Genomic DNA, 24,010 nt, shown 5'->3' with positions numbered 1-24,010 from the left:
AACCATAAGTATAAATTTGCGTATCGAGCCTCCATCAGAATGGACGACTATAGTCTGTGTCTGATCGACCACTCTGATTATGACAAACAAGCGGAAATGTTGCACGCGTTCGCAATGACTTTGTATTTTTGCAGACATCAATCGATGATATTGCGATCGACAAGTAAAAAATCGACACTGAATACTGAGTAATTTATCGAGAATTGCTTACTCGAAGCGTGGTGTGCGGATTGATCTCGGGAAGAGTGATTATTTGCGCTGCGTTGATTTATTATCTGAGGCGCTCCGTGGTGGGCGAAGCCGGGCCGCTTGCATGAGCGCCCGGTTTCATTTTCCAACCTGAGATTTCGAGCTTATCTCGGCTTCTCCGCGGGCTGCCTAGTCAGGCCGGCGAAGGCGTCGATTCGACAGGCCCCGGCCCAAATAAGTCTGGTCGACGCAGTTGGAGGGCTTGGGCGAGAACCAAGGTCTTCATGTCTCGCAGCTTGCCTTCGCTCATGAGCCTGGCCAGGTCGCCAAGGCTCACCTCCTCGACGACCATTTGCTCGCCTTCATGCGCGAGGCCTCCTCCGGCTCCGGTGCGCGCCGCCGACGTGTACGGCGCGAGGTAGAGCCAGATCCGCTCGGACGACACGGTCGGCATCGCATAGGCGTGCACGACAGGTTCGAGCTCGACCAGCCGGACACCGGCTTCCTCGAACGCCTCCTCGATCGCTGTCGCGTCGGGGGTCTTCCCGTCGAGACCGCCCGCGGGGACTTCTGGAAGAAGCTCCGGGTCACCCCAGTACAAGGGCCCAACGCGCTCCTGCCGGACGAGGAGCACGCAGCGGCGCTCCGCATCATAGGGCAGCACCGCGGCTGCCTCGCCATGGTGTTCGAGTGCCCTGTCGATGGCTCGCCCATCTGGCAGGCGGATGGTGGCGATCCCAAAGGTGTTCCAGCCTTGGTGGATCACACGAAGCCGAAAGGTGTCCGTCTCTGTCATGTCACGCTCGCTTGATGTTCGATCCCGCAGGTCGACGACCGCCATCACCCGCTCCAGATCCTCGGTGGTGAGGCTGCATGACCGCTCTCGGTGCCGATGTCGATCGGTTGCACGATGATCACGAGGGAAGCACCTATGGCCTTGAGATAGCTCACGATATCCTGAAGATTGCGGCGGGATCGGCTGAGGCGATCGATGTATGTGACGCCAGGGGCGTCGCCTTTGCCGTTGAGATCCAGGACGTGGCCAGCTCGGCGCTGCCAGTGACTGCGGCTCCGGTGACCTTCCCGACGCGACCGACGCCGCATTCGGCGGCAGTGAGGGCAGCGAGTCAGAGGGAACGGTCCCGGCCGGTGGTGCTGACGCCCGTCGTCTATGATAAGGCGGGGCAGGGATGCTCGCATGCGCTGTGAGTCCGAGAACCGGCATATCCCGATCGAGACGTTATTGCATTCTTCCACTGGCGGGGACTTATGAGCAGTTTAAAATTTGGAACCTCCGGACTGCGCGGCCTCGTAACGGATCTCGTAGGACAGCCTAGTTTCGCCTACGCTGCTGCGTTCTTCGCCTCTGTCGGCAAAGAGGCGGGGGCCAGCCGAGAGGTCGTGATCGGGCATGACCTGCGCAACAGCAGCCCGGAGATCGCCGCAACCGTTGCCATGGCGGCGGCCGCGGCCGGGCTCACGGCGATCCACTGCGGCCCGCTGCCCACGCCAGCCCTCGCCCTCGAAGCGCGGCGGCGTGGAAGCTGCGCCGTTATGGTCACCGGCAGCCATATACCGGAGGATCGCAACGGGTTGAAGTTCTACCGCGCCGATGGCGAGATCACCAAAGCCGACGAAGCCGCCATCCTCGCAGCGCTCGGCGAGGTCGCGACAGGCGCCCCGCTTCCTTCGAATATCCCAGATGTCCCGGCCAATCAGGAACCGGATGCGATCGCGCGGTATCGTCGTCGCTACCTCGATGCTATCAAGGCAGACGCGCTGTCCGGTCAGAAGATTGCTGTTTACCAGCAAAGTTCCGTCGCTCGCGACCTGCTGATCGATGTTCTCGCCGGTTTCGGGGCCAGCGCCGTACCGATCGGCCGATCCGAATCCTTCGTTCCGATCGATACCGAGGCCCATCGACCCGAAGACGTCGCATTCATCCGCGATGTCATGGCATCGGGTGACTTCGACGCGCTCGTGACGACCGACGGCGATGCGGATCGGCCTCTGATCGCAGATGGCACCGGTCGCATCGTGCGAGGGGATGTTCTGGGGCTCATCACAGCCCGCTATCTGGGTGCCGACACCGTCGTCGTGCCCGTGACGGCCGGCTCCGCGATCGAGCGGGCAGGTGGCTTTCAGCGAGTCTGGCGCACCAAGGTCGGCTCTCCCTTCGTGATCACCGGCATGGAGCAGGCCGCGAGGGATGGTGCGAAGGTCGTCTGCGGTTTCGAGGCAAATGGTGGGTTCCTGCTCGGGTCAGATTGTCCGATCGGCGACAAGGTCCTCCCGGCATTGCCGACGCGCGATGCGGTACTGCCGATACTGGCAACTCTGGCTGCAATGCGGGAGGCCGCGATGCCGCTGGCTGATCTGGTCGTCGCTCTCGATGTCGGCGAGACCGCGAGCAATCGCCTCCCCAACGTCGCCGCGGAGCGGAGCGGCGCTTTCCTCCGGCAACTCACGGACGAAGCGTTCCGTCGGGATTTCCTTCGCCCCGTCGGAGTGCCGCAAGCCGTCGACGAGCAGGACGGGGTCAGGATCGGACTCGAAGGCGAGAGGACGATCCACTTCCGGGCGTCGGGCAACGCGCCTGAACTGCGTTGCTACGCGGAGGCGAAATCTGCGGAGGCAGCCGAGAGCCTGGTCCGTTGGGGCCTCTCGGCGGCAGCAGCGGTGATGGACGGGAACGCGGAGTAGCATCGCCTCGGCCTTCTTCCGCTATCACGATTCGTCCTCAACGGGACAACCGCAGCCGTGCGCGAACAGCTGGCTCTGCTCGCGCACGGTCCAGACACCCGCAATGCGAAACACGTGCACGTCGCTGACAATACGAGTTGGCGGAGCCTGGAACGGGTCTTTGGAAAAATGCCTCGAAGCGACCCGAAGTCGTGTCGCGGATCGGGCTGGACCTCATGCCCGGTCCGCTCAGGATGCCCGGCGCCGCTCCGGCAACGGTTCCTGGTCCCATCTCTGCTCCAACTCGCGCCGCTCGCGCGCCAGGGTCGAGGCCGCCAACGCGGTCAGCCGGCGGGAGAGCCCGAAGGGCCTTGTGATCGCTTAAGGCCACGTCGCCCGCGAGATGCACCCGGCAGGCCTGCTGTCGCTCGCCGTGTCCCTGCTGGGCCGAGTCGCGGTCCGAGAGCCACATTGCCGGCCGGTGTCCGGCCATCACCTCGCCGGCCACGGCAGCAGACCGGCCCGGGGCGGCGTGATGCACCACCGCGTGCTCGCGGACGAATACATAGTGCCAACTGTCGGGCCCTCTGGGGTTGTTCCGGATGGGGTTCTTGCTCGTTCTGCATGCATAGCGGTGGAGCGGTGCGGGCCAATGATGCGTCGGGAGCGCCAGCCTGCGGTTGCAAAACGCAGGTGCTGGCCTGAATTGCGGCGCCTGATTCTGTTTGGCTTCTATCGAGCCTCTCGCTCTACATACGAAAGAAGTGAATATCTCCCGGCAAAGCCGGGGCTTTATGATGTGAGCCGCTCAAAGCGGCATGAGGAGAACGCTAACGCGGTCCTGGGTTGCTGAGCCACCTGACAGTGGCGCTCAGCGCCAGAGGTGCAACCGCTCCAAGCGCTCCTCTTCCTGCTCCTGCTGCTTGATGTAAGCCCGGATCGTTGCCTCGTCTCGACCTACTGTAGAGACATAGAAGCCCCTGGCCCAGAAGTGCTGACCCACAAAATTCCGCTTGCGCTCGCCATACACCCTGGCGACGTGGATGGCACTCTTGCCTTTGATGAAGCCGACGACCTGGGAGACGGCATATCTGGGTGGGATCGCGATCATCATATGCACGTGGTCGCGCATCATGTGTCCTTCCTCGATCCTGCTTTCTTTTTGCTGAGCCAGAGTGCGAAAGACAGCGCCGAGGTGCTGACGCAACTCACCGTAGAGCATCTTTCGTCGTCGTTTGGGGATGAAGACGATGTGATATTTGTAATCCCACTTTGAGTGGCTTATAAACTGGGAATAGTTCATCGTTGAAATTTCCGTTGTGTGCTTGGCGGCTTACAAAGGGAAGCTTCTTCGATGGACACTCCAGGAAACGTCAAACTGCTACTGCCACCCCGGCAAGGCCGGGGTTTTCCTATTTTTAATAAGTAACAGCGCGCGTATAATAGATTTCTATAGGACAAGTATAGGCGAACTTGAACATCAAGATCATCTGATAATATTACAAATAGAAAAATTAATTAAACATAATACATCTTTGTGAAATATCATTGAGAGAAGGGCCGTTGAGTGGGAATTCCTACCTGGCCAGCGCGCTTCGACCACTCCGACGAGTGCCCGTTGGGTGATCCGCGGCTGAAGATTGGATAGGTCGTATTCGCGCGCAGCCGCGGAGTGCCGGCCGGCTCGAGTTCATCGATCTCACCCCGACACCACCAGGGACGTGAAGACCGCGCTCGCCGTGCCGGACACGGCGCCTGGCCGCGTGTGCCGGCTGAATGCGATAGTCCACACGGGAGAAGGGGAGGCGCGCTACACATTCAGCCGGACATCCCTGCCACGAAGAGGACAGGCGCGCGACTTTCGAAGGGAGAAACGCTCGAGTCGCGATGTTCGAACGCGATGGTCCGGAAGGGAGAGATCGAGCCGGCAGCGCGTTGCCCCCACCGCTGTCACCCGCCATGATCCACCGCGAAGCCGCCCGGCCCGGACCGGGTGCCGCCGGAGGAAACATTCGTGACCCGCGTGCTCTACGAACTCGCCGCCGCCGATCCGGACCGGCGCTTCAGCCCGTTCTGCTGGCGCATCCGCCTCGCCCTGGAGCACAAGGGCCTCGCCTTCGAGGGCCGGCCGTGGCGTTTCACCGAGACCGGGGCGCTCGCCTTCTCGGGGTCGGACAAGGTGCCGGTGCTGGTCGAGGACGGGCGCCCGATCGCAGATTCCTCGGTCATCGCCGCCCACCTGGAGGCCGCCCATCCGGACCGGCCGTCGCTGTTCGGCGGGCCAGCCGGGCTGGCGCTGACGCGGTTCCACGTCGCCTGGACCGATGGGGTGCTGCACCCGGCGCTGGTGCCGCTCCTCCTCCTCGACATCCACCGCCACCTCGGCGAGGCCGACCAGGCCTATTTCCGCCGCAGCCGCGAGGCCCGGTTCGGCAAGCCGCTGGAGGCGGTCTGCCCCGACCGGGAAGCGCAGCTCGCGACCCTGCGAAAGACCCTGGCGCCGGTGCGCGCGGTGCTGCGGGCGCAACCGTTCCTCGGCGGCGATGCCCGCTCTACGCCGACTACGCGGTGATGGGCGCCTTCCTGTGGGCCCATGGCGTCAGCGCGCTCGACCTCCTCGAAGCCGACGATCCGGTCGAGAATTGGCGCCGGCGAATGCTGGAGCGGCTGGGGGAGGGGTCGCGGGCGCTGACCTTCGGCTGACGCGAACTGCCTGTGGACCCCGGTCCCGGACGCGGATCGGGGCGCCTCCAGGCGTGTTACGAGTCTCGGCATCGCAGGGAGCCGAGATGACGATCAGCGTCGAGATGGGGGTGGCGAGCGGCCGGCCGGCCGCCCTCGACCTGGAGGAGCTGCTGGCGACGCGCTTGCTGGTCCAGGGCAATTCCGGCTCGGGCAAGTCGCACCTCCTGCGCCGCCTGCTGGAGCAGAGCGCGCCGCACGTGCAGCAGGTGGTGATCGACCCCGAGGGCGATTTCGTCACCCTGGCCGACGCCCACGGCCACGTCGTGGTGGAGGGCGACCACGGCGAGGCCGATCTCCAGCGCATCGCCGCGCGGGTGCGGGCGCACCGGGTCTCGGTGGTGCTGACGCTGGAGAGCCTCGACGTGGAGGCGCAGATGCGCGCTGCCGCGGCCTTCCTCGGCGGCCTGTTCGAGGCCGAGCGCGACCATTGGTACCCGGTCCTGGTGGTGGTCGACGAGGCGCAGCTCTTCGCCCCGGCCGCCGCCGGCGAGGTCTCGGACGAGGCCCGCAAGGCGTCGCTGGGCGCGATGACCAACCTGATGTGCCGCGGCCGCAAGCGGGGTCTCGCCGGCATCATCGCGACGCAGCGCCTCGCCAAGCTCGCCAAGAACGTCGCGGCGGAAGCCTCGAACTTCCTGATGGGCCGCACCTTCCTCGACATCGACATGGCGCGGGCCGCCGACCTGCTCGGCCTCGAGCGCCGCCAGGCCGAGAGCTTCCGCGATCTCGAGCGCGGCCACTTCATCGCCCTCGGCCCCGCCCTGTCAAAGCGCCCGCTGCCGATCGCCATCGGGCCGGTCGCGACCTCGGCCCGCTCGTCGAGCCCCAAGCTCGTGCCGCTGCCGAGCCCGGCCGCCGGCGGCGACTTGCGCGAGCTGATCCTGACGCCGTCCGAGAACGAGGCGATCTGGACCCCGGCCCCCCGCCCGGCCCCGACCCCGCGGGCGACACCGGCCGACCTGTTGCAGCAGCTCGCCCAGTACCGCCCGCCGGAGCCGGTCGAGGTGGCGCCGAGCATGAGCGAGGCGGAGCGGGAGGCGGCGCTCGCCGACATCCTGCGCGAGATCGCCGCCGATCCGGACGGGGCGCATCATCCGATCGCCGTGCTCTACCAGGACTTCCTGGTGCGCTGCCGGATGCGCCGGCTGCCGGGCGAACCCCTCGATCTCGGCCGCTTCCGCCGGCGGCTCGCCATCGCGCGGGCCGGCGTCGACGGCGAGGCGGCGGAGGGCGAGGAGGCCGATGCGGTGATGGCGGCCTGCGCCGGCCTGCCCGAGGAGGTCCAGGGCCTGTTCCTGCTGCTGGCGCGGGCCGCCCGGGCCGGGGCGCCGTGTCCCTCCGACGACGCGCTCGCGCGTGCCATCGGCTCGCGCTCGCCGGGCCGGGCGCGCCGCCTGCTCGCCTATGTCGAGAGCCGCGGTGCCGCCGTGTGCCGCACCGATTTCCGCGGCAACCGCGTCGTCGCCCTGCCGGCGCTCGGCTGCGAGACCGCCCCGGGCAACCCGAAGGGCGGCACGGAGGAGCCGGCCGGCCTGTTCGCCGCGGAATAGCTCAGGCCTGCGAGACCCGGAAGGAGGCCGGGATCGCGTCGCCGCGGCGCGCATAGGCGAGACCGAGGAGCAGCCCGAGGATCGCCAGGGCGGGGAGCGCCATCGCCACCGGGTCGCCGGCGCTCACATGGCTGAACGCCGCCCCGACCATCACGGCGGCGAGGAGCAGCGCGCCGTAGGCCGCCGTGGCGCGGCCCCACAGCAACGCGGCACCGAGCAGCTGCACCACCCCGACGGTGTACATGAACCAGAGCGGGTAGCCGAAGCGGGTAAAGCCCGCGACCTCGAACGGCACGGCCGCGAGCTTCATGCCGCCCGCCGCCACGAACAGGGCAGTGAGCAGGCCGCGCAGCACCAGGCTGCCGATCCGTCGCCCGGTCGATGTCGATGTCATGGTTTCAACCCCGCTCGTGTCGTCGCTCCGGCCCTGCCGGCCGGGACGCCTCGATAGCGGCGCGGGATTGCGTCGTGATTGCGTGCTCCGTGTCGTCGGCCCAGGTATACGAGCCCCAGGTACCACGAGCCCCAGGTAACCCGAGCCCGCGCGGCACGTGAGCGAAGCCGATATCCGCATCGCGAAGCGATCGGCCGGGACTCAGATGACGCCTGTCGGCAGGTGGAATGCCACCCACGACCTCACGGCTCGGGCTGACGGGAAGGATTGTCGACGTCTTCCCGGATCGACGGGATTCAACCCATCGACCGGGAACTCACACGACCTTTCCGGGATTGAGCAGGCCCGCCGGGTCCAACGCCGCCTTGAGCCGCCGCATCAGGGCGATCTCGGCCTCCGAGCGGACATGGCCGAGCCAGGGCTTCTTGGTCAGCCCGATGCCGTGCTCGGCCGAGACCGTGCCGCCGAACTCGCGCACCAGGCCGTAGACGACCTCCTGGATCACGTCCTTCGGCTGCGGGCTCGCGCCCTTCAGCCCGGCGACGATGTGCAGGTTGCCGTCGCCGATATGGCCGTAGAACAGCGCGAAGGCCCCCGGCAGGCGCTCGGCGAGAGCCGCCTTGCAGGCCTGGACGTAGGCATCCATCGCCGCCACCGGCAGGCCGATGTCGAAGGGCTCGTGCGGGCCGAGCACGATCGGGAATTCCGAGCAGGCGTCGCGCACGCCCCAGAAGGTCTTCACGTCGGAGAGCGAGCGGGACAGGACCGCGTCGGCGAGCAGGCCCGCCTCGGCTTGAGCCTCCAGCCACGTCTCGAAGCGCGGCCCGTCGAAGGTCTCGTCGGTCCCCTGCGCCTCGATCAGGCAATAGGCGGCGTGGCTCGGGGCCAGCGGCACCCGCACCCCCGGCATCGCGTGGACCGTCTCCCAGTAATCCGGCCACATCACCTCGAAGGCCGAGAGCATCGGGCCGAGGCCCCGGCGGGCCGCCGCGAGGAGCCCGACCACCGACTCGTAATCCGGCAGGGCGCAGAGCGCCGCGAAGGTGCAGGCGGGCTTGGGGAAGAGCCGCAGCACGAGCCGGGTGATGATGCCGAGCGTGCCTTCCGAGCCGATGAACAGGTGCTTGAGGTCGTAGCCGGCGTTGTTCTTGATCATCCGGTTGAGGTTCGTGACGACGCCGCCGTCGGGCAGCACCACCTCGAGGCCGAGGATCATCTCGCGGGTCATGCCGTAGCGGATGACCCGGTTGCCGCCGGCATTGGTCGAGGCGTTGCCGCCGATGGCGCAGGAGCCCCGGGCGCCGAGATCGAGCGGGACCAGGAACCCGGCAGCATCCGCGGCCTCCTGCACCACCTGGAGCGGCGTGCCGGCCCGGACGGTCATCGTGGCCGAGGCCGGGTCGATCGCCTCGATGCCGGTCATCCGCTCCAGCGACAGGGCGACCGAGCCCGCGAGCGGCCGGGCGCCGCCGCACAGGCCGGTGAGCCCGCCCTGCGGCACCACCGGCACGCCGTGGGCCGCGCAGATCCGCATCGCGGCGGCGACCGCCTCGGTGGTGCTCGGCCGGACCACCGCGAGGGGGGCCTGCGGCCCGAGCGTGCTCCAGTCGGAGGCGTTGCGGGTCGGCAGATCGGTGCCGGAGAGCACCGTCTTCTCGCCCAGTTCCGCCGTGAGGGCGGCCACCACCGCCTCATTGCGGGACGCGTCCGGCATCGCCGTCATCCTGTTTTCCTCCCTGGGCGGCGTGGATCGCCGCTCGTGTCGATGGTCTTCGCGGTTCTTGTCCAGATCGAGCGACGGAATCAACATCCACCGGCTCATTCCGGGCTCCGCTGTCCCGGCCCCGGAATGACCCGGAGGGTGTCAGGTCCTCCGGGATCGACCAAACAGGTTCTGGCAATGCTCACGCCGCCGCGGCGCGCGTCAGGCCGGCGATCTCCGCCGCGATGCGCTGCCCGATCCCGGCTTCCGCGGCGACCAGCGGGGCGCGCACCCGGCCGAAGGCGGGCTCGCCCGTCATCGCCGCCATGGCGGACTTGAGGACCGGCACGAACGGACCGCGGATCAGGCCGATCGCCGCCCGCATCGGCGCGGCGGCGGCGGGATCGGTGAACATCGCCCGCACCAGGTCGGGGACGAGGTTGGCCATGCCGCAGATCGTCCCGACCCCGCCCTCGGCCAGCGCCCGGCCGATATCCGCCTCGTTGCCGACGCAGACCGCGACCTCGGGAGCCGCCGCCCGGAAGGCCTGGAACTGGGCGAAATCGCCTGAGCTGTCCTTCACCCCGGCGACGAGATGGCCGTAGCGGGCGCGCAGCGTCGCCACCGCCGCCGGCGGCAGGCCGACGCCGGAGGTCTGGGGATGTGGTAGAGCGTCGCCCGCAGGCGGTCGTCGCCGACGCCGTCGAGGATCGCCGCGAAGGCATCGACGATGCCGGCCTCGGTCACGTCGCGGTAGAAGTACGGCGGCAGCACCAGGGCATGGGTGAGGCCGAGCGCCAGCGCCGCCTTGGTCAGCGCGATGCTGTCGGGAATCGCCGGATAGCCGGTGCCGAGCCCGATCTGCGAGGCCGGGATGCCGGCGGCCAGCAGCGCCTCGACCGCCGCGAGGCGCTCGGCGCCCGAGAACGAGGTGCCCTCGCCGGTGGTGCCGAACGGCACCACGCCGTCGCAGCCCCGCTCCATCAGGAACCGGACGTGGCGCACGAGGGCGTCATGATCGACCGCCCCGGTCGCGTCGAGCGGCGTGGCGAGGGCGACCCACAATCCGGTGATGGCGTTGCTCATGCGGTCCTCCGAGAGGGCGCTTCGCGCCCGTTTGAATCGAGAGAAGCGGGCGCTTCGCGCCCGTTTGAATCGCGGGAAGCGGGCGCTTCGCGCCCGTTTGAATCAAGGGAAGAGGGCGCTTCGCGCCCATCGACGTCAGGGGAAGCGGGCACCTCGCGCCGGTCGGCCTCCCGGCCGGTATCGAGGCCGAGCGCCCGGCGGCGTGAGGTTTCGAGGTGCCGGCGCAGGGCCGCCGCCGCCGCCTCGGCATCGCGGTCCTCGACCGCCGAGAGGATCGCGGCATGCTCGGCGAAGGCCGGCGGCAGCACCTCGGGCGAGAGCGCGACGCGGCTCTGCATGATGACCCGGATGCGGATGAGGTTCACCCGGTGGATCTCCGAGACGAGGCCGTTGCCCAGATGGGCGACCACCGCATCGTGAAACCCCCAATCCGTGGCCTGCGCCTCGGCGATCAGTGCCTCGGTGACGCCGGCTTCCGCCGCCGCGCTGATCCGCGCATGCGCCGCCCGCAACGAGGCCACCAGGCCGGCCGGCGCGGTGCGGGCGAAATGCGCCACCGCCGCGGCCTCGATGATCTCCCGGAGCTGGAACGCCTCGTGGACCAGCCGCAGGTCGACCGCCGCGACCTGGAGCCCGCGCTGCGGCAGGGTCGAGATCAGCCCGTCGGCCTCGAGCCGCGGGATCATCTCGCGCACGGCGCCGAGCGGCAGGCCGGTGAGCGCCACCAACTCGCGCTGCGTCACGAAGGAGCCCGGCGCCAGGCGCCCGTCCAGCAACTGCTGGACGAAGGCGTCGTAGGCTTGGTCACGCTGTTTCATGTCACTCATCTCTCATTGACATGTCAGTCTGTCAATCGCTAAAGGTTCGTCCAACACGCAGTGACCGTGCAGGGTGCCGGGAGGCGCCGGGCGGCCAGAGACGTGAATGGGAGCCGGGCTCCGGCCCGAGGAGGAAACATGACGACGATGCCGCGCAGGGCAGCCTCACGCCGTTCCCGCTTGCCTGTGGGTAGGGGGCGCCGGCCGACGGTCGCGCTCGCCGGCCTGCTCGCGGCGTTTCTCGCCGGCGCGGCCCCGGGCGCCGCCCGCGCCGAGGGCTTCGACTGGAAGCGGTACGACGGCCAGACCATCAATCTCGTCCTCACCAACCACCCGTGGGGCAACGCCATCCGGGAGATGGCGCAGCAATTCACCGACAAGACCGGGATCAAGCTGCGCATCGAGATCCTCAACGAGGACCCGCAGCGGGCGCGGCTCAACACGCTGCTCCAGGCGAAATCCTCCGACGTCGACGTCTACATCTCGCTCAAGATCCGCGAGGGCGCGGTCTACAACAAGGCCGGCTGGTACGCCGACGTCACCCCGATGCTGAAGGATCCGAGCCAGACCGCGCCGGATTTCAAGATCGACGATTTCGGTGCCGGCCTGATCCGCAACGAGACGTTCGGGGGCAAGCTCACCGGCCTGCCGATCAACGTCGAGGGGCCGCTGTTCTACTGGCGCAAGGACATCTTCGCCAAGTGCAACGTCACGGTGCCGGAATACCTTGAGGATATTCTCGACGCGGCGCGCAAGATCAAGGCCTGCGATCCCGCGATCCATGCCTGGGCTGCCCGCGGCGTGCGCAACGCCGTGCCGTACCCGATGGCCGCCTTCGTGTTCAACATGGGCGGCGGCTTCAAGTCGGTGGACGGGACGAAGCCCGGCCTGTGCCGGCCGGAATCGGTCGCGGGGCTGACGCTCTATACCGACCTCCTCAAGGATTTCGGCCCGGTCGGCGCCACCAACCACAGCTTCCCGCAGGTCGTCGAGCTTCTGGGCCAGGGCAAGGTCGCCATGACCCATGAATCCTCGAACGAGTTCTCCAACATCATGAAGTATCCCGGTCGCGAGGACGACCTCGGCCTCAAGGTGCTGCCGAAGGGGCGGGCGAGCGGCGTGTCGCAGCCGATCGGCTTCGGCTGGGGCTTGTCGATCTCCGAATATTCCCGCCGCAAGGGGCCGTCCTGGTACTTCCTGCAATGGGCGACCTCGCCGGCGATGCAGGCGACCCTGGTCGATCGCGGGGTCGCGCCCTCGCGCAGCTCGGTCTTCGAGGGCGAGGGGATGCAGGCCTGGGCGAGCCAGAAGCCGGTGCGCCAGCAATGGGTCGCGGCCTTGAGCGAGATCAGCCGCCGCGGCACCGGCGACTACGCCTCGCCGACCGACCGGGTGCCGGAGACCCGCGAGATCATCGGCCGGGCGGCCCAGGAAGTGGTGCTGGGCCAGAAGACGCCGCAGCAGGCCGCCTGCGACGCCGACGCCGCGCTGCTCAAGCTGCAATAGCCGGGACACCGGCCGACCATCCCGTCACGGAGGAGTGCGCGTGACCACCATCGCCAGCCCCGCCCTGGCCGTTGCCCCCGACCGGGTGCGAGCCGGCCAGCACAAGATCTCGTTGACCTGGATGGTCTGGCCGGCGGTGGCCTTCGTCGTCCTGATGATGGTCTTCCCGCTCGTCTACGCGGCCTGGATCTCGCTCCAGGACGCCTCGCTCGGGACCGAGCCGCGCTTCGTCGGCCTCGACAACTACCTGAACCTGGCGAGCGACCCGGAATTCCTCAACGCCTTCCGGGTCACCTGGGTGCTCTACGGGGTGGCGCTGGCGATGCAGCTCGTGCTGGGCACCTGGCTCGGCATCGTGCTCAACGGCGTCAAGGTCGCGCGCCACCTCGTGCGCACCATCGCCATCACGCCGTTCATGATGCCGCCGGTGGTGGTCGGCATGATGGCGATCGTGCTGCTCGATCCCTCCGTCGGCATCGTCAACTGGCTGCTCGGCACGGTCGGCGTGCCGCCGCTCCTGTGGCTGGCGAGCCCCCGGTGGGTGCTGCTCAGCGTAGCGCTGATCGATACCTGGCAATGGGCGCCCTTCGTCGGGCTGATCGTGCTCGGCGGCCTGCAATCGCTGCCGGCGAGCGTGTTCGAGGCGGCGGAGGTCGACGGCGTCATCGGCTGGCGCCGCTTCGTCTACGTCACCCTGCCGCTCCTCGGGCCGACCTTGCTCACCGCGGCGGTCCTGCGCTCGGTCGATCTCCTGCGCTTCTTCGACCTCGTCTTCATCGCCACACGCGGCGGGCCGGGCAACGCCTCGACCACCATGAACATGTACGCCTACCAGCAGGGCTTCGAGTTCTCGCGCTTCGGCCATGCCTCGGCGGCGATGCTGACGCTCTCGATCGTCGTGCTCTGCACCGTCATGGTCTTCGCCCGCCTGCGGCGCGCCCTGAGCTACTGAGGATTGGCCGATGACCCCGCCCGTCTCCCGCCGGATTCTCGGCCGCGTCCAGGTCGCCGCGATGCTGGTCGCGGTCCTGGCGCCGCTCGCCTGGATGGTCCTGTCCTCGTTCAAGGTCAGCCGGGACGTGATGGCGCTGCCGCCGCAGCTGGTCTTCACGCCGACGCTCGACAATTACCGCGAGCTGTTCCTGCGCACCGACTTCCTGCACAACACCTGGAACAGCGTGGTGGTGGCGTCCGGCGCCACCCTGCTCGGATTGCTGCTCGGAGCGCCGGCCGCCTTCGCGATCTCCTGGCACCGCACCACCTGGCCGGCGACGCTCACCCTGTTCGCCCGCATGGCGCCGGGCACGCTGTTCCTGCTGCCCTGGTTCATCCTGTTCTCGCAGGTCGATCTCATCGGCACCTACACGGTGCTGATCCTCACCCACGGGGCGATCACCGTGCCGGTCGCGCTCTGGACGCTGCTGCCCTATTTCGACGCCCTGCCGCGGGCCCTGATCGAGTCGGCCCAGATGGACGGCTGCCGGCCGCATGCGATCCTGATCCGCATCGCGCTGCCGCTCGTCGCGCCGGGGCTGGTGGTGGCGGCGATCCTCTGCTTCGTCTTCACCTGGAACTACTTCCTGTTTGCGCTCGCCTTGTCGGGCTTCGACACCAAGACGGCGATCGTCGCCTCGTTCAACTTCATCGGCGAGGGCGTGACCAACTGGGGCGCCCTGATGGCGGCGGCCACCATGATCGCGCTGCCGCCCCTCGTCCTCGCCCTCCTCGTCCAACGCCAACTCGTCTCGGGCCTGTCGTCCGGGGCGGTGAAGGGATAGACCCGATGTCGGCTCTCTCGATCCGCAACGTCGTCAAGCGCTACGGGGCCGCCGAGGTCATCCGCGGCTTGAGCTTCGACGTTTCGCCCGGCGAGTTCGTGGTCTTTGTCGGCCCGTCCGGCTGCGGCAAGTCCACCCTGCTGCGCATGATCGCCGGGCTGGAGGACTTCCAGGAGGGCGAGATCGCCATCGACGGGCGCGTGGTGAACGGGCTCGCCCCCTGGCAGCGCGACATCGCCATGGTGTTCCAGGATTACGCGCTCTATCCCCACATGAGCGTGGCGGCCAATATCGGCTTCAGCCTAAAGATGGCGGGGGTCGACAAGACGACCGTCGCCGCCAAGGTCGACCGCGTCGCCGAGGTGCTCCAGATCGGCCACCTCCTCGACCGCAAGCCGAAGGCGTTGTCCGGCGGCCAGCGCCAGCGCGTCGCCATGGGCCGGGCGATGGTCCGCGATCCCAAGATCTTCCTGTTCGACGAGCCGCTCTCCAACCTCGACGCCAAGCTCCGCGTCGACATGCGGGCCGAGATCAAGCAGCTCCACCAGCGCCTCGGCGCGACAATGATCTACGTCACCCACGACCAGGTCGAGGCGATGACGCTCGCCGACCGCATCGTGGTGCTGAAGGAGGGCCGCATCGAGCAGATCGGCACCCCGACCGAGCTCTACCGGGCGCCCGCCTCGCGCTTCGTCGCGAGCTTCATCGGCTCGCCGGCGATGAACTTCGTGTCGGTCGATGTCGCCGACGGCGCCGTCACCCTGCCGGGCGGCGAGCGCGTCCCGATCCGCAGCGCCCATGCGGGCCGGGCCGCCTTCGGCATCCGGCCGGAACACCTGAGCCTCGGCGGGGAGGGGCCGGCGATCCGCGGCACGATTTCGCTCGTCGAGCCCCTCGGCGCGGATACCCTGGTGACGGTGGTGGCCGGCGACGAGCGGGTGCTGGCGCGGCTGCCGGGGGATGCGGTGCCGGTGCTGGGGAGACGATCGCCCTGACCTTCGATCCGGGGCGGGGGGCGTTGTTCTCGGTGGAGGGGCGGCGGGTATGAACGGGGGCTGGCGCGAGGGTCGCGCCGGCCTCCCCTGACGGCTCGTCGCGCCGGCCGGCGGCTTACCCTGCCGGCTGTCGCGACGGAGCGAAGTGCAGGCTCAGAAGGCTGCCCGCACCCCGGCAAACACGCTTCGACCGTTGCCGGGATAGAAGGCCGTGAGGGCCGCGGGGCCACCCGCAACCCTCGCCGCGTTGGTCACGACCGAGATGTCCGAGACGTAGCGCGCATCGGTGAGGTTGCGGGCATCGACGAAGAGCGAGACGCCGTTCTTGAAGTCGATGCCGGTCTGGACGTTGACCAGCGCGTAGCCGGGCACCCGCAGGGTGTTGGCATGGTCGGCGAAGGCGCCCCGCGGCACCCAGTCCACCGAGGGCGAGAGGTAGAAGCCGCTCGGATGGACGTAGCCGAGCACCGTGCGCAGCACGTCGTCCGGAATGCCGGCGATCCGGTTGTTGCCGAAGACCGGATCGCGCACGAAGCGGAAGTCGTTGTGGGTCCAGATCTGGGTCAGGCTCACGGTGTCGCCGATCCCGGTCAGGTCGCGCACGACCTCCAGCGAGACGGCGGCCTCGATGCCCTGATGGAGGGTGCGGGGCGCGTTGAAGGTCGCAGCCGGGATGTTGAGGCCGGGATTGATCGAGAAGTTGATCAATTCTTCGCGCAATTCCGAGCGATAGGCGGTGACGTCCCAGGCCAAGCGGTCGATCCGGCCGCGCGTGCCGGCCTCGTAGGTCCAGGCGCGCTGGGCCTCCAGGGGCACGAAGGTGGTCCGCAACAGGTTCGTCTGCGCGAGGTCGCTGAAATCCGGTACGTCGCGCGAGCGGGTGATGTCGCCGAAGACCTGGATATCCGGCAGCGGCTGCCACAGCAGCCCGAGCTTCGGGCTGATGCCCTCGTAGGTGACGGTGCCGAACTGGACGGTCGGGTTGGCGGCAAAGCCGCCCTTGTTGCTGTAGGTCCGGTTCGAGGAGAACAGCTTGGCGCCGGTCATCAGGGCCATGTCGGGCAGGAACCAGAACCGGTTCTCGCCATAGGCCTCGTAGTTCGAGGCGCTCTGGAGCGCCTCGAGGGTCTGGCTGCCGCGCTGGCCGGCGACGTTGACGAATTGCCGCGCCGCATTCTGCCCGGCGAAGGCGCGCAGCCCGAGGATCATGTCGTTGCGGTAGCCGCCGAGATCGACGGTGCCGGCCCAGCGGGGGGCGATCCCGTAGGTCCAGCCGTCCTGGTCGATGACCTGGAAGATCGGATGGTAGAGGGACTTGTGGATCGCCCAGGTATCGATGTCGAGCTTGCCGACGTCGAGCAGGAACGACGTCCGGTTGGCGATGCGCTGGGTCTCGACCTGCCGGGACTGGTTGCCGCCGATCGCGGTCGGGTTCGCCCGCTGCGGGGTGTTGAGCGCATCGAGCAGCGTTAGCGTGCCGGGCAGCTTCTGGTCGGTGTCGTAGGCGCCGAGGTAGAACCGCGTCTCGACCCCCGGTGCCAGCCGGTAGCCGAGATTGGCATTGAAATTCTGCGTGCGCTGGGTCTCGTGCGTGCGGTAGCCGTCCGAGTTCGTCAGGGTCCCGCTGATCAGGACGTCGGCCGGGCCCGAGATGCGGGAGAACTGGAAGCTCTCGCGGATCGTGTTGAAGCTCCCGCCGTCGATGCGCAGGATGTTGGGGGCGAAGGTGGTATGGGCCGTCGGCGTGACGAAGTTGATCGCACCGCCGAGCGTCGTGGCGCCGAAGGTGAGGGCATTGCCGCCCTTGTAGACCTCGATCGATCGGAGCGCGAGCGGATCGATCTGGTAGAAGTCGCCGCTACCGTCGGCGAGGTTCAGGGGAATCCCGTCCTGGAGCAGCTCGATGCCGCGCAGGTGGAAGCCGCGGGCGATGCCGGATCCGCGCACCGACAGCCGCAATTCCTGGCCGTACCGCTCCTGCACGAAGACGCCGGGCGTATCCCTGAGGACGTCGCGCAGGGTGTTGGCGTAGCGGTTCTGGAAGCCGGCGGCATCGACGAAGGCGACGGAGCCGATCGTCGCGGTCACGACGGCGCGCTGCTGGGCGACGCTCGGCACCGTGACGGAACCGGCCGGCGGGCCGGAGACCGGGGGAGCGGCGCCCGCAACCGTGATCTCGGCGAGCGGAATCGGGGTCGAGGCGACGGTCTGCGCGAGGACGGAGGTCGTCGCGAGCAGCATCGAAAGCAGGGCGGCACAATGAAGCGAGGCGGCGCTTGGCGCGACCCGCGGAAGGCAAAGCATGGCTGTCATCCATCATCTGACTGGTCCGAAAGGCGGCGAGTCAGAGGACGGGAGGGGCTCTTGCGCTGGCGCTGACCCCGGGCGGGGCGCGCGGACGAGCCGTGATCTCCGGGCGCCAGCGGACACCGACGGTCGCACGGGCGGGCCAGATGACGACCGTCGAATCCGGGGCGTGGACGGTCGAGACGCCCGAGCAATGGGCCGCCGTGCAGCAATCCGGATGGCTGTGACCGGGAGGCGCCTTGGCCGGACCGTCGGGCGAGGCGGTGATGTCCGGCGCGCACAGGATGTGAGGCAGGCCCGGCTGGACCGTGACCAGCGCGTTCGCGAGGAGGACTTGCAGCGCGAACGCGTACAGCGCGGCGATGGCGATCACCGCGCGGCAGGCAGTCCGTCTCGTCCTCTCCCCCGGCATGTCATCGGCGTAGGGCCACGCTTGCGCGCGGGTCAAGCCGGTCGGCCGGGCCCCCTCACCGATTTCGTGCGTCTATGCGTCTCGCACCGGCCGCATCGGCGATCCGCAGCCCCGGCCGGGTCGGCGCGCCGATCCATCACGGCCCCTCCAGCCGGCTCGCCCGCAACGCCCCCCGGCTCTCCAGGATCGGATAGGCCGCCCCCGCCACCAGATGGTCGTTGACCCGCTTCAGGTCGCGCACGAGGTCGGGATAGAGCGCCGTGGCCTCGGCGGGCCCCAGGCCGGGGCCGGCCTCGCGCAGGCGGCGGAAATGGGCCTCGGTCGCCCGGGCCTCGAGATCGCGGAACACCGCCTTCTCGTCGGCCAGCCGCCGGGCGGCGCGGGGATCCTCGGTCAGGAAGGCGGCGCCCGCCGCGCTGAGATTCGCGGAGAGGCGGGCCAAGAGCGTCCCCACCGCCGCCTTGCCCTCCGTCGAGAAGGTCAGGCCCCGCTTCAGGCGCTTGGCGGCATGCGTCATCACGTTGCGCGAGAGGATGTCGCCGGCATGTTCCAGGTTGGTGGTGAAGGCGACGAGGGTCGCGATCCGGCGCTCGTCGTCTTCGCTCAGGGCGTCCGGGTCGAGGCGGACGAGATAGGCCTTGATGGCGGCGTTGAGCCGGTCGAGCGTGTCGTCCATGCGGCGGATCTCGGTCACCTTGGCCCGGTCGCCGCCGGTCAGCGCCTCGCCGGCCCCGGTCATCATCTCGGCCAGCACGTCGGCCATCCGCAGGGCCTCGCGGCCGGCGGCGCCCAGGGCCACCGGCGGGGTCTCCAGCGCCGCCTCGTCGAGATGGAGCGGCCGGCCGGGATCGTGGGCGTCGATCCGCTCCGGCACCAGCCGGCGCAGCAGGTCGGAGACGGGACCGAGGAGCGGCAGGAAGACCAGCGCCAGGGCGAGGTTGAAGGCGGTGTGGAAATCCGCCACCGCCCGCGACAGGTCGGGCTGCCAGGTCACGAGGAGCGGTCCGATGAGGCCGAGGCAGGGCAGGGCGACCGCGCAGCCGACGGCCCGGGTGAGGAGGTTGCCGAGCGCCACCCGGCGCCCGGCGGCCTCGCCGTCGCGGGTCCCCTCCAGCACCGGGTTGAGGGCCGAGCCGAGATTGGCCCCGAGCACCAGCGCCATCCCGGCCTCGAAGGGCAGCACGCCGGCATGGGTGAAGGACATCACCAGGAGCACGATCGCCACGCTCGAATGCGCCGCCCAGGTGAGCACCGCGCCGAGCAACAGGGCGATCAGCCGGTCGGTGGCGACGGCGCCGAGCAGCACGCGGAGGGCCGGCACGTCCTCGTAGGGGGTGATGACCTCGACGAGGCGCGACAGCGCCATCAGCATCAGCCCGAGGCCGATCGCCGCCCGGCCGAGGTCGCGGGTGCGCGGCTCGGACCCGCGGCGAAACAGGATCACGCCGACCAGCACCAGGACCGGCGCCACCCGGGCGACGTCGAAGGACAGGACCTGGACGATCAGCGTGGTGCCGATATTGGCGCCGAGCATCACGGCGAGCGCCGGCACCACCGCCACCAGCCCGGCGCCGGCGAAGGAGGCGATCATCAGGCCGGTCGCGGTGCTGCTCTGGAGCAGCGCCGTGACCCCGAGCCCCGCCGCCAGCGCCTTGACCCTGTTGCCGAGCGCCACCCCGAGCAGGCGGCGCAGGTGCGGCCCGAGGGCGCGCTGCACCCCCGTCTGCACCATGTGGATGCCCCAGAGCAGCAGCGCGACCGCGCCGCACAGGTCGAGCAGGGTGAGGGTTGTGTCCATCCGGTCGGTCGCCCTCCATCCTGTTCCAGGCACTGACATAGAGCGCCCGAACAACGAGGTTCCGGCGCACGATGCACATCTGATGCCTGTCGGGCGAAGGGATCAGGGTTTCGGGCAGGCCGTGTCGCTCGGGCGGGCGGCGCGGCGGAAATCCAGCACCTCGCGCGTATAGGTCTCGACCACCTCCGAGAAGGGCTGGCGCTCGCCCGTGAACAGCACCGCCCGGTGGCTGAATAGGTGCTCGGGCACGCTGAGCGTCCCGCAGGCCGGGGCGGGCGGTGCCGCCTGGTCCCACCCCTCGGGCAGGGGCTGCCACAGGGGCTCCGCGCCGACGGTCTGGCGGGTGGTGCCGAGCGGCGCCACCGCCCGGCCGAACGGCGTGTCGGTTGTCTCCAGCACCCGGTTCATCTCCGGCGTCAGGCGGGCGGGAACGTACCAGTTGTCGGCCTCCGACAGGACGTGGTCGCCGCAGGCGAGCCGCACCCGGCGGTAGCGCAGGGGCTCGTCCGGCGAGATGGCGAGGCGCTTGCGGGTCTCCGGGCTCGCCGGCTTGTCGACGCCCCGGTCCAGCCGGGCGACGAGGCGCGGCGTCTCGGCCATCCGGTGGGCGGCGCACCAGCCCTCGAGGGTCGCGGTGGCGCTGCGGCTCGCCAGCAGGGCGGCGTTGAGGCTCTGGACCACCGCCACCGCCTCGACGCGGGAGAGGTAGGTGTCGGGCCAGTCCGGCCCCGCGGCCCGGGCGGGGAGGGCGGCCAGCGGAAAAGCGAGGCCGGCGAGCAGCGGCGCGAGCAGGCGGACATGCGACATGGGGGGGCGTCTCTCCGAGCCGACCCTTGAGAGGGGGCCGTGGCGAAGGCGTGCCCGGTCCGGCTTCGTGCCGCAAGCGGGGGCTGGCGCCGCCCCGCGGCCCGGCTATGAAGACGCTGAGCAGAGCCGATTCGCCGCCTGCGCGCGGCGCGGCCGGTCTTCGTCCTGTCGCAGGGTTTCGCCAGATCGGGCGCGAAGCGCGCCGTCATGGCCGGTTGAGGAGAGACGACGATGTCGGGTGGTCACGGAGCGGTCGATGGCTCCAACAAGAAGATCGCGCTGCTGATCTCGGTCCTGGCGCTGTTCCTCGCCCTCGGCGAGACCCTGGCGAAGAGCGCGCAGACCGACGCGCTCGGCGCCAACGTCGAATCCTCGAACCTCTGGGCCTATTTCCAGGCCCGCACGATCCGCGCCACGGTGCTGAAGACCGCGAGCGAGGAGATCGCCCTCGAGCCCGGCGCCCCGCCGGAGGCGGTGAAGAAGCAGGTCGAGGAATGGGCCAAGACCATGGCCCGCTGGGAGTCCGATCCGGCCTCCGGCGACGGCCGCAAGGAACTCGCCGCCAAGGCCAAGAAGGCCGAGGAGAAGCGCGACCTCGCGCTCGCCCGCTACCACCATTACGAGCTCGGCTCCGCCGCCTTCCAGATCGGCATCGTGCTCGCCTCCGCCCAGGTCATCACCGGCATCGCGGCGCTCGCCTTCGCGGGCGGGGCGCTGGGGATCGCGGGGATCGGCATGCTGGCGATCGGGCTGTTCGCGCCGCACGCGATCCATCTGTTCTGAGGCGGGATACCGGAGGTCCAGCAGGACCTCCGGCCGATCATCCTCCTGTCGGCGCCTGCCCCGGAACGTCGTCCCGGGTCCGCGTGGCGGCGTCCGGGGTCGAGAGTGGGAACGGCCGAGACGAGGGTGAGCAAGCGTCCGGCCAGTCCTGCCGCGCCGCCTCGACTGTATTGCGGATCAAGACGGACCGCCGCGGACTGGTGCCGCGGCGGAACGGGTGCGGCGAGACGCTGATCCGGATCGTGCGGCGGACGAGGTCCGCCCCGTCTCCACTCCGCTGCCCGATCCGCCGGGATGCCGCGGCGCGCGCGGTGGCAGCGCTTTCTTATCGTGCTATTATGTCGCGGAAACCCGCGCTTGCCAGCGCGGCGCCCCGCCCCGCTAACTGAACCCGTCAGTTCAGTTAGGGCTTCATGAGCGACGCCGTACGCCGATCCGATCGACCCGTTGCCGATCGCCCGCAGGTCGCGCGCACGCCCGTCGAGCGGCCGCTCGATCCCGGGCGACGGCGCCGCATCCTCGAAGCCGGGATGGGGCTGTTCTCGGGGCTGCCCTACGCCGCCGTCCACATGGATGCGGTCGCGGCCGCGGCCGGCGTCGCGAAGCCCACGCTCTACCGCTACTTTCCCACCAAGGAAGCCCTGTTCATCGATGGGCTCGCCTGGACCCTGGCGGATCTCCGCGACGCGATCGGGTCCATTCCCGCCAGCGAGGCGCCGGCGCGCCTGCGGGTCGCGGTCGGGCTGGTGCTGGAGCGCATCGGCGCGCTCTCGCCGGCGCTGACGGCGATCGAGGGGCGGGGCGCCGAGTTCGGCGAGCGCAGCCGGCGGGTGCTGCGCGAGGGCTTCGACGGCTTGCGCGATGCCCTGGCCAGCCTCCTGCGCGCCGGCGTCGCCGCGGGCGAGCTGCATGTGCCCGACATCGATCTGGCCGTGCTGATGCTGCTGGGCGGCATCCGCATGGCGGTGCACGGCACCGGCCGACGCCCGCCGGCCTCGGCCGCGGTCGCCGATTTCTTCCTCAACGGCCTCGGCGCGCCCCCCGCGCCGCGTCATGGAGCCCCACGATGATCCGCCTCGTCCTCGTTCTCCTGGCGCTCGTCGCGGCCGGGGCGGGATGGCTCGTGCAACGCCATGGCGGCGACACGCGCGCCGCCTGGAGCACGGCCCGGGGCGCGCTGCCGGCCGATCTCGCCCGGCACCTGCCGGAGCACCTGCCGGTCGCCTACGTCCCTCCCGCGCCCCCGGCTCCGGTCAATCCCGCCGCCGCCCGTCCCGTCGTCACCACGGTGGCGGCGGGCGTCACCGACCTCGCGCTCACCCGCTCGGCGGTCGGCTGGGTCGAGCCGATGGCGAGCGTGATCGTGCGCCCGCGCATCGACGGAGTCATCGTCGAGCAGCTCGCCCGCGACGGCCAGGTGGTGAAGGCCGGCGATGTGCTCTACCGCCTCGACGACCGCGAGATCCGCGCCCAGATCGCCCGGGACGAGGCGGCGCTCGCCCGCGACCAGGCGACCCAGGTCCGCACCCAGAACGACGTCCGCCGCGTCGGCGAGCTGCTGTCGCGCTCCTCCGCCTCGCAGGCGCAGTTCGACGTCGCCACCGCCGAGGCCAAGGTCGCCTCGGCCAACGTCGCGGCGTCGCAAGCGGCGATCGAGGCCGACAAGGTCCGGCTCGACTACACCACCGTGCGGGCCCCGATCGCCGGCCGGCTCGGCCGAGTGCTGGTCACCACCGGCAACCTCGTCAAGGGCAACGAATCCGCCGGCACCGGCCTCGTCACCATCACGCAGATGCGCCCCCTGCGCGCCACCTTCTCGCTGCCCGAGCGCGACCTCGACGGGTTGCGGGCGGCGCTGATGCGGCCCGGCACCGCGCCGGTCCGGGTCTTTTCCAGCGGCGGCGAGGCGGTGCTGGCGGTCGGGCGGCTCTCCTTCGTCGATTCGCTCGTCGACCAGGCGTCCGGCACCGTCACCGCCTGGGCGCTGTTCCCGAACGAGGACGACCGGCTCTGGCCGGGCCAGTACGTCCGGGTCGAGGTCGATCTCGGCCGGCGGCCCGGGACCGTGACGGTGCCGCAAGCGGCCGTGCAGCCGGGGCAGGAGGGCAGCTTCGTCTGGGTGGTGCGGCCCGACGGCACGGCCGAACGCCGCACCGTCGAGGTGATCACCTCCCGCGACGGCCGCGCCGCCCTGAGCCTGGGGCTGAAGCCCGGCGAGCGGGTGGTGGTCGAGGGCCAGTTCCGGGTCCGCCAGGGGCTCCCCGTCACCGAGCGCCCGCAGGACGCGACCGAGGCGCAGGCCTCCGCCCCCGGCGCTCCCACCCGGATCGAGTGAGAGCCTGTTTGATTGACTCGAGCACTCACTCCCACAAACGACCTCATCCTGAGGTGTCAGTCTATTGAAAATCGGCTGACCTCGAAGGAGGGCTCCAGGGATCGCGAAGATTTCTGGAGCCCT

19 protein-coding genes and 2 pseudogenes are annotated in these 24,010 nt (G+C 69.5%); 10 read left to right on the top strand and 11 right to left on the bottom strand.

Features of this window, described 5'->3' with window-relative positions; translation table 11 throughout:
* Window positions 1-382: 382 nt before the first annotated feature.
* Window positions 383-1,030, bottom strand: a complete 648-nt coding sequence (locus F1D61_RS06435) for an NUDIX domain-containing protein (RefSeq protein ID WP_348649431.1) — start codon at window positions 1,028-1,030, stop codon at window positions 383-385.
* Complete coding sequence (locus F1D61_RS35290) at window positions 1,030-1,293, bottom strand: recombinase family protein (protein WP_432443215.1); 264 nt, start codon at window positions 1,291-1,293, stop codon at window positions 1,030-1,032. Before F1D61_RS35290 ends, F1D61_RS06435 begins: the two co-directional genes overlap by 1 nt.
* 165 nt (window positions 1,294-1,458) lie before the next feature.
* Between F1D61_RS35290 and F1D61_RS06425 the strand changes: the two genes are divergently transcribed.
* On the top strand, window positions 1,459-2,892 hold the full coding sequence (locus F1D61_RS06425; protein WP_203156979.1) for a phosphomannomutase: 1,434 nt from the start codon (window positions 1,459-1,461) through the stop codon (window positions 2,890-2,892).
* A gap of 850 nt (window positions 2,893-3,742) precedes the next feature.
* On the opposite strand, the gene tnpA is transcribed toward F1D61_RS06425, so the two are convergent.
* Window positions 3,743-4,174 (bottom strand): IS200/IS605 family transposase, encoded by a 432-nt coding sequence (gene tnpA / locus F1D61_RS06420; RefSeq protein ID WP_203156978.1) that lies wholly within the window; start codon window positions 4,172-4,174, stop codon window positions 3,743-3,745.
* Between the two features lie 711 nt (window positions 4,175-4,885).
* Here tnpA and F1D61_RS06415 point away from each other — a divergent pair.
* A pseudogene (locus tag F1D61_RS06415) lies at window positions 4,886-5,574 on the top strand (glutathione S-transferase family protein).
* An 86-nt stretch (window positions 5,575-5,660) separates the two neighbouring features.
* Complete coding sequence (locus tag F1D61_RS06410; protein WP_203156977.1) at window positions 5,661-7,166, top strand: ATP-binding protein; 1,506 nt, start codon at window positions 5,661-5,663, stop codon at window positions 7,164-7,166.
* A 1-nt stretch (window position 7,167) separates the two neighbouring features.
* Here the strand turns inward: F1D61_RS06410 and F1D61_RS06405 are convergent, their stop codons facing one another.
* The 4 genes and pseudogenes from F1D61_RS06405 to F1D61_RS06390 all read right to left on the bottom strand — a co-directional run bounded on the left by F1D61_RS06405 (window position 7,168) and on the right by F1D61_RS06390 (window position 11,166).
* Window positions 7,168-7,560: a DoxX family protein gene (locus tag F1D61_RS06405; protein ID WP_203156976.1), complete on the bottom strand. Its 393-nt coding sequence runs from the start codon at window positions 7,558-7,560 to the stop codon at window positions 7,168-7,170.
* Window positions 7,561-7,876: 316 nt separating this feature from the next.
* The gene (locus F1D61_RS06400; RefSeq protein ID WP_432443214.1) at window positions 7,877-9,283 is read right to left on the bottom strand and encodes an FAD-binding oxidoreductase; all 1,407 of its coding nucleotides are present in this window, start codon (window positions 9,281-9,283) and stop codon (window positions 7,877-7,879) included.
* Window positions 9,284-9,464: 181 nt separating this feature from the next.
* Window positions 9,465-10,348, bottom strand: a pseudogene (locus F1D61_RS06395) (dihydrodipicolinate synthase family protein).
* On the bottom strand, window positions 10,345-11,166 hold the full coding sequence (locus F1D61_RS06390) for a GntR family transcriptional regulator (protein ID WP_203156974.1): 822 nt from the start codon (window positions 11,164-11,166) through the stop codon (window positions 10,345-10,347). The pseudogene F1D61_RS06395 and the gene F1D61_RS06390 overlap by 4 nt, the downstream one beginning before the upstream one ends.
* A 138-nt stretch (window positions 11,167-11,304) precedes the next feature.
* Here F1D61_RS06390 and F1D61_RS06385 point away from each other — a divergent pair, with 138 nt between their 5' ends.
* Genes F1D61_RS06385 through F1D61_RS06370 form a run of 4 tightly spaced genes read left to right on the top strand, consistent with a single transcriptional unit; the run spans window position 11,305 to window position 15,445 of the window.
* Entirely contained in the window at window positions 11,305-12,672 is a 1,368-nt protein-coding gene (locus F1D61_RS06385) for an ABC transporter substrate-binding protein (RefSeq protein ID WP_246775755.1), read from the top strand.
* A gap of 40 nt (window positions 12,673-12,712) precedes the next feature.
* Window positions 12,713-13,624 (top strand): carbohydrate ABC transporter permease, encoded by a 912-nt coding sequence (locus F1D61_RS06380; protein ID WP_246775754.1) that lies wholly within the window; start codon window positions 12,713-12,715, stop codon window positions 13,622-13,624.
* 10 nt (window positions 13,625-13,634) lie between these two features.
* Window positions 13,635-14,450 (top strand): carbohydrate ABC transporter permease, encoded by an 816-nt coding sequence (locus F1D61_RS06375; protein ID WP_203156973.1) that lies wholly within the window; start codon window positions 13,635-13,637, stop codon window positions 14,448-14,450.
* A gap of 5 nt (window positions 14,451-14,455) precedes the next feature.
* Window positions 14,456-15,445, top strand: coding sequence for an ABC transporter ATP-binding protein (locus tag F1D61_RS06370; RefSeq protein ID WP_203156972.1), 990 nt, complete (start codon window positions 14,456-14,458; stop codon window positions 15,443-15,445).
* 153 nt (window positions 15,446-15,598) lie between these two features.
* Here the strand turns inward: F1D61_RS06370 and F1D61_RS06365 are convergent, their stop codons facing one another.
* The 4 genes from F1D61_RS06365 to F1D61_RS06350 all read right to left on the bottom strand — a co-directional run bounded on the left by F1D61_RS06365 (window position 15,599) and on the right by F1D61_RS06350 (window position 20,769).
* Window positions 15,599-17,686 carry a TonB-dependent receptor family protein gene (locus F1D61_RS06365; RefSeq protein ID WP_203156971.1) on the bottom strand — a complete coding sequence of 696 codons (2,088 nt, stop codon included), beginning with the start codon at window positions 17,684-17,686 and terminating at the stop codon, window positions 15,599-15,601.
* 103 nt (window positions 17,687-17,789) lie between these two features.
* Complete coding sequence (locus tag F1D61_RS06360) at window positions 17,790-18,125, bottom strand: hypothetical protein (protein ID WP_246775753.1); 336 nt, start codon at window positions 18,123-18,125, stop codon at window positions 17,790-17,792.
* Window positions 18,126-18,300: 175 nt separating this feature from the next.
* Complete coding sequence (locus F1D61_RS06355; RefSeq protein ID WP_203156969.1) at window positions 18,301-19,962, bottom strand: Na/Pi cotransporter family protein; 1,662 nt, start codon at window positions 19,960-19,962, stop codon at window positions 18,301-18,303.
* 102 nt (window positions 19,963-20,064) lie between these two features.
* A complete protein-coding gene (locus tag F1D61_RS06350) occupies window positions 20,065-20,769 on the bottom strand; it encodes a hypothetical protein (protein WP_203156968.1) in 705 nt (234 codons plus the stop codon).
* A 231-nt stretch (window positions 20,770-21,000) separates the two neighbouring features.
* On the opposite strand from F1D61_RS06350, the gene F1D61_RS06345 reads away from it, so the two are divergent.
* From F1D61_RS06345 to F1D61_RS06335, 3 genes are all read left to right on the top strand, one after another.
* A complete protein-coding gene (locus tag F1D61_RS06345; RefSeq protein ID WP_203156967.1) occupies window positions 21,001-21,552 on the top strand; it encodes a DUF4337 domain-containing protein in 552 nt (183 codons plus the stop codon).
* 413 nt (window positions 21,553-21,965) lie between these two features.
* Window positions 21,966-22,622 carry a TetR/AcrR family transcriptional regulator gene (locus F1D61_RS06340; protein WP_246775752.1) on the top strand — a complete coding sequence of 219 codons (657 nt, stop codon included), beginning with the start codon at window positions 21,966-21,968 and terminating at the stop codon, window positions 22,620-22,622.
* Entirely contained in the window at window positions 22,619-23,887 is a 1,269-nt protein-coding gene (locus F1D61_RS06335) for an efflux RND transporter periplasmic adaptor subunit (RefSeq protein ID WP_203156966.1), read from the top strand. The genes F1D61_RS06340 and F1D61_RS06335 overlap by 4 nt, the downstream gene beginning before the upstream one ends.
* Window positions 23,888-24,010: the final 123 nt, after the last annotated feature.

It is taken from the genome of Methylobacterium aquaticum, assembly GCF_016804325.1.
Classification (GTDB): domain Bacteria; phylum Pseudomonadota; class Alphaproteobacteria; order Rhizobiales; family Beijerinckiaceae; genus Methylobacterium; species Methylobacterium aquaticum_C.
The sequence above is the reverse complement of the archived record's forward strand: the minus strand, read 5'-3'. Positions and strand labels throughout refer to the sequence as shown.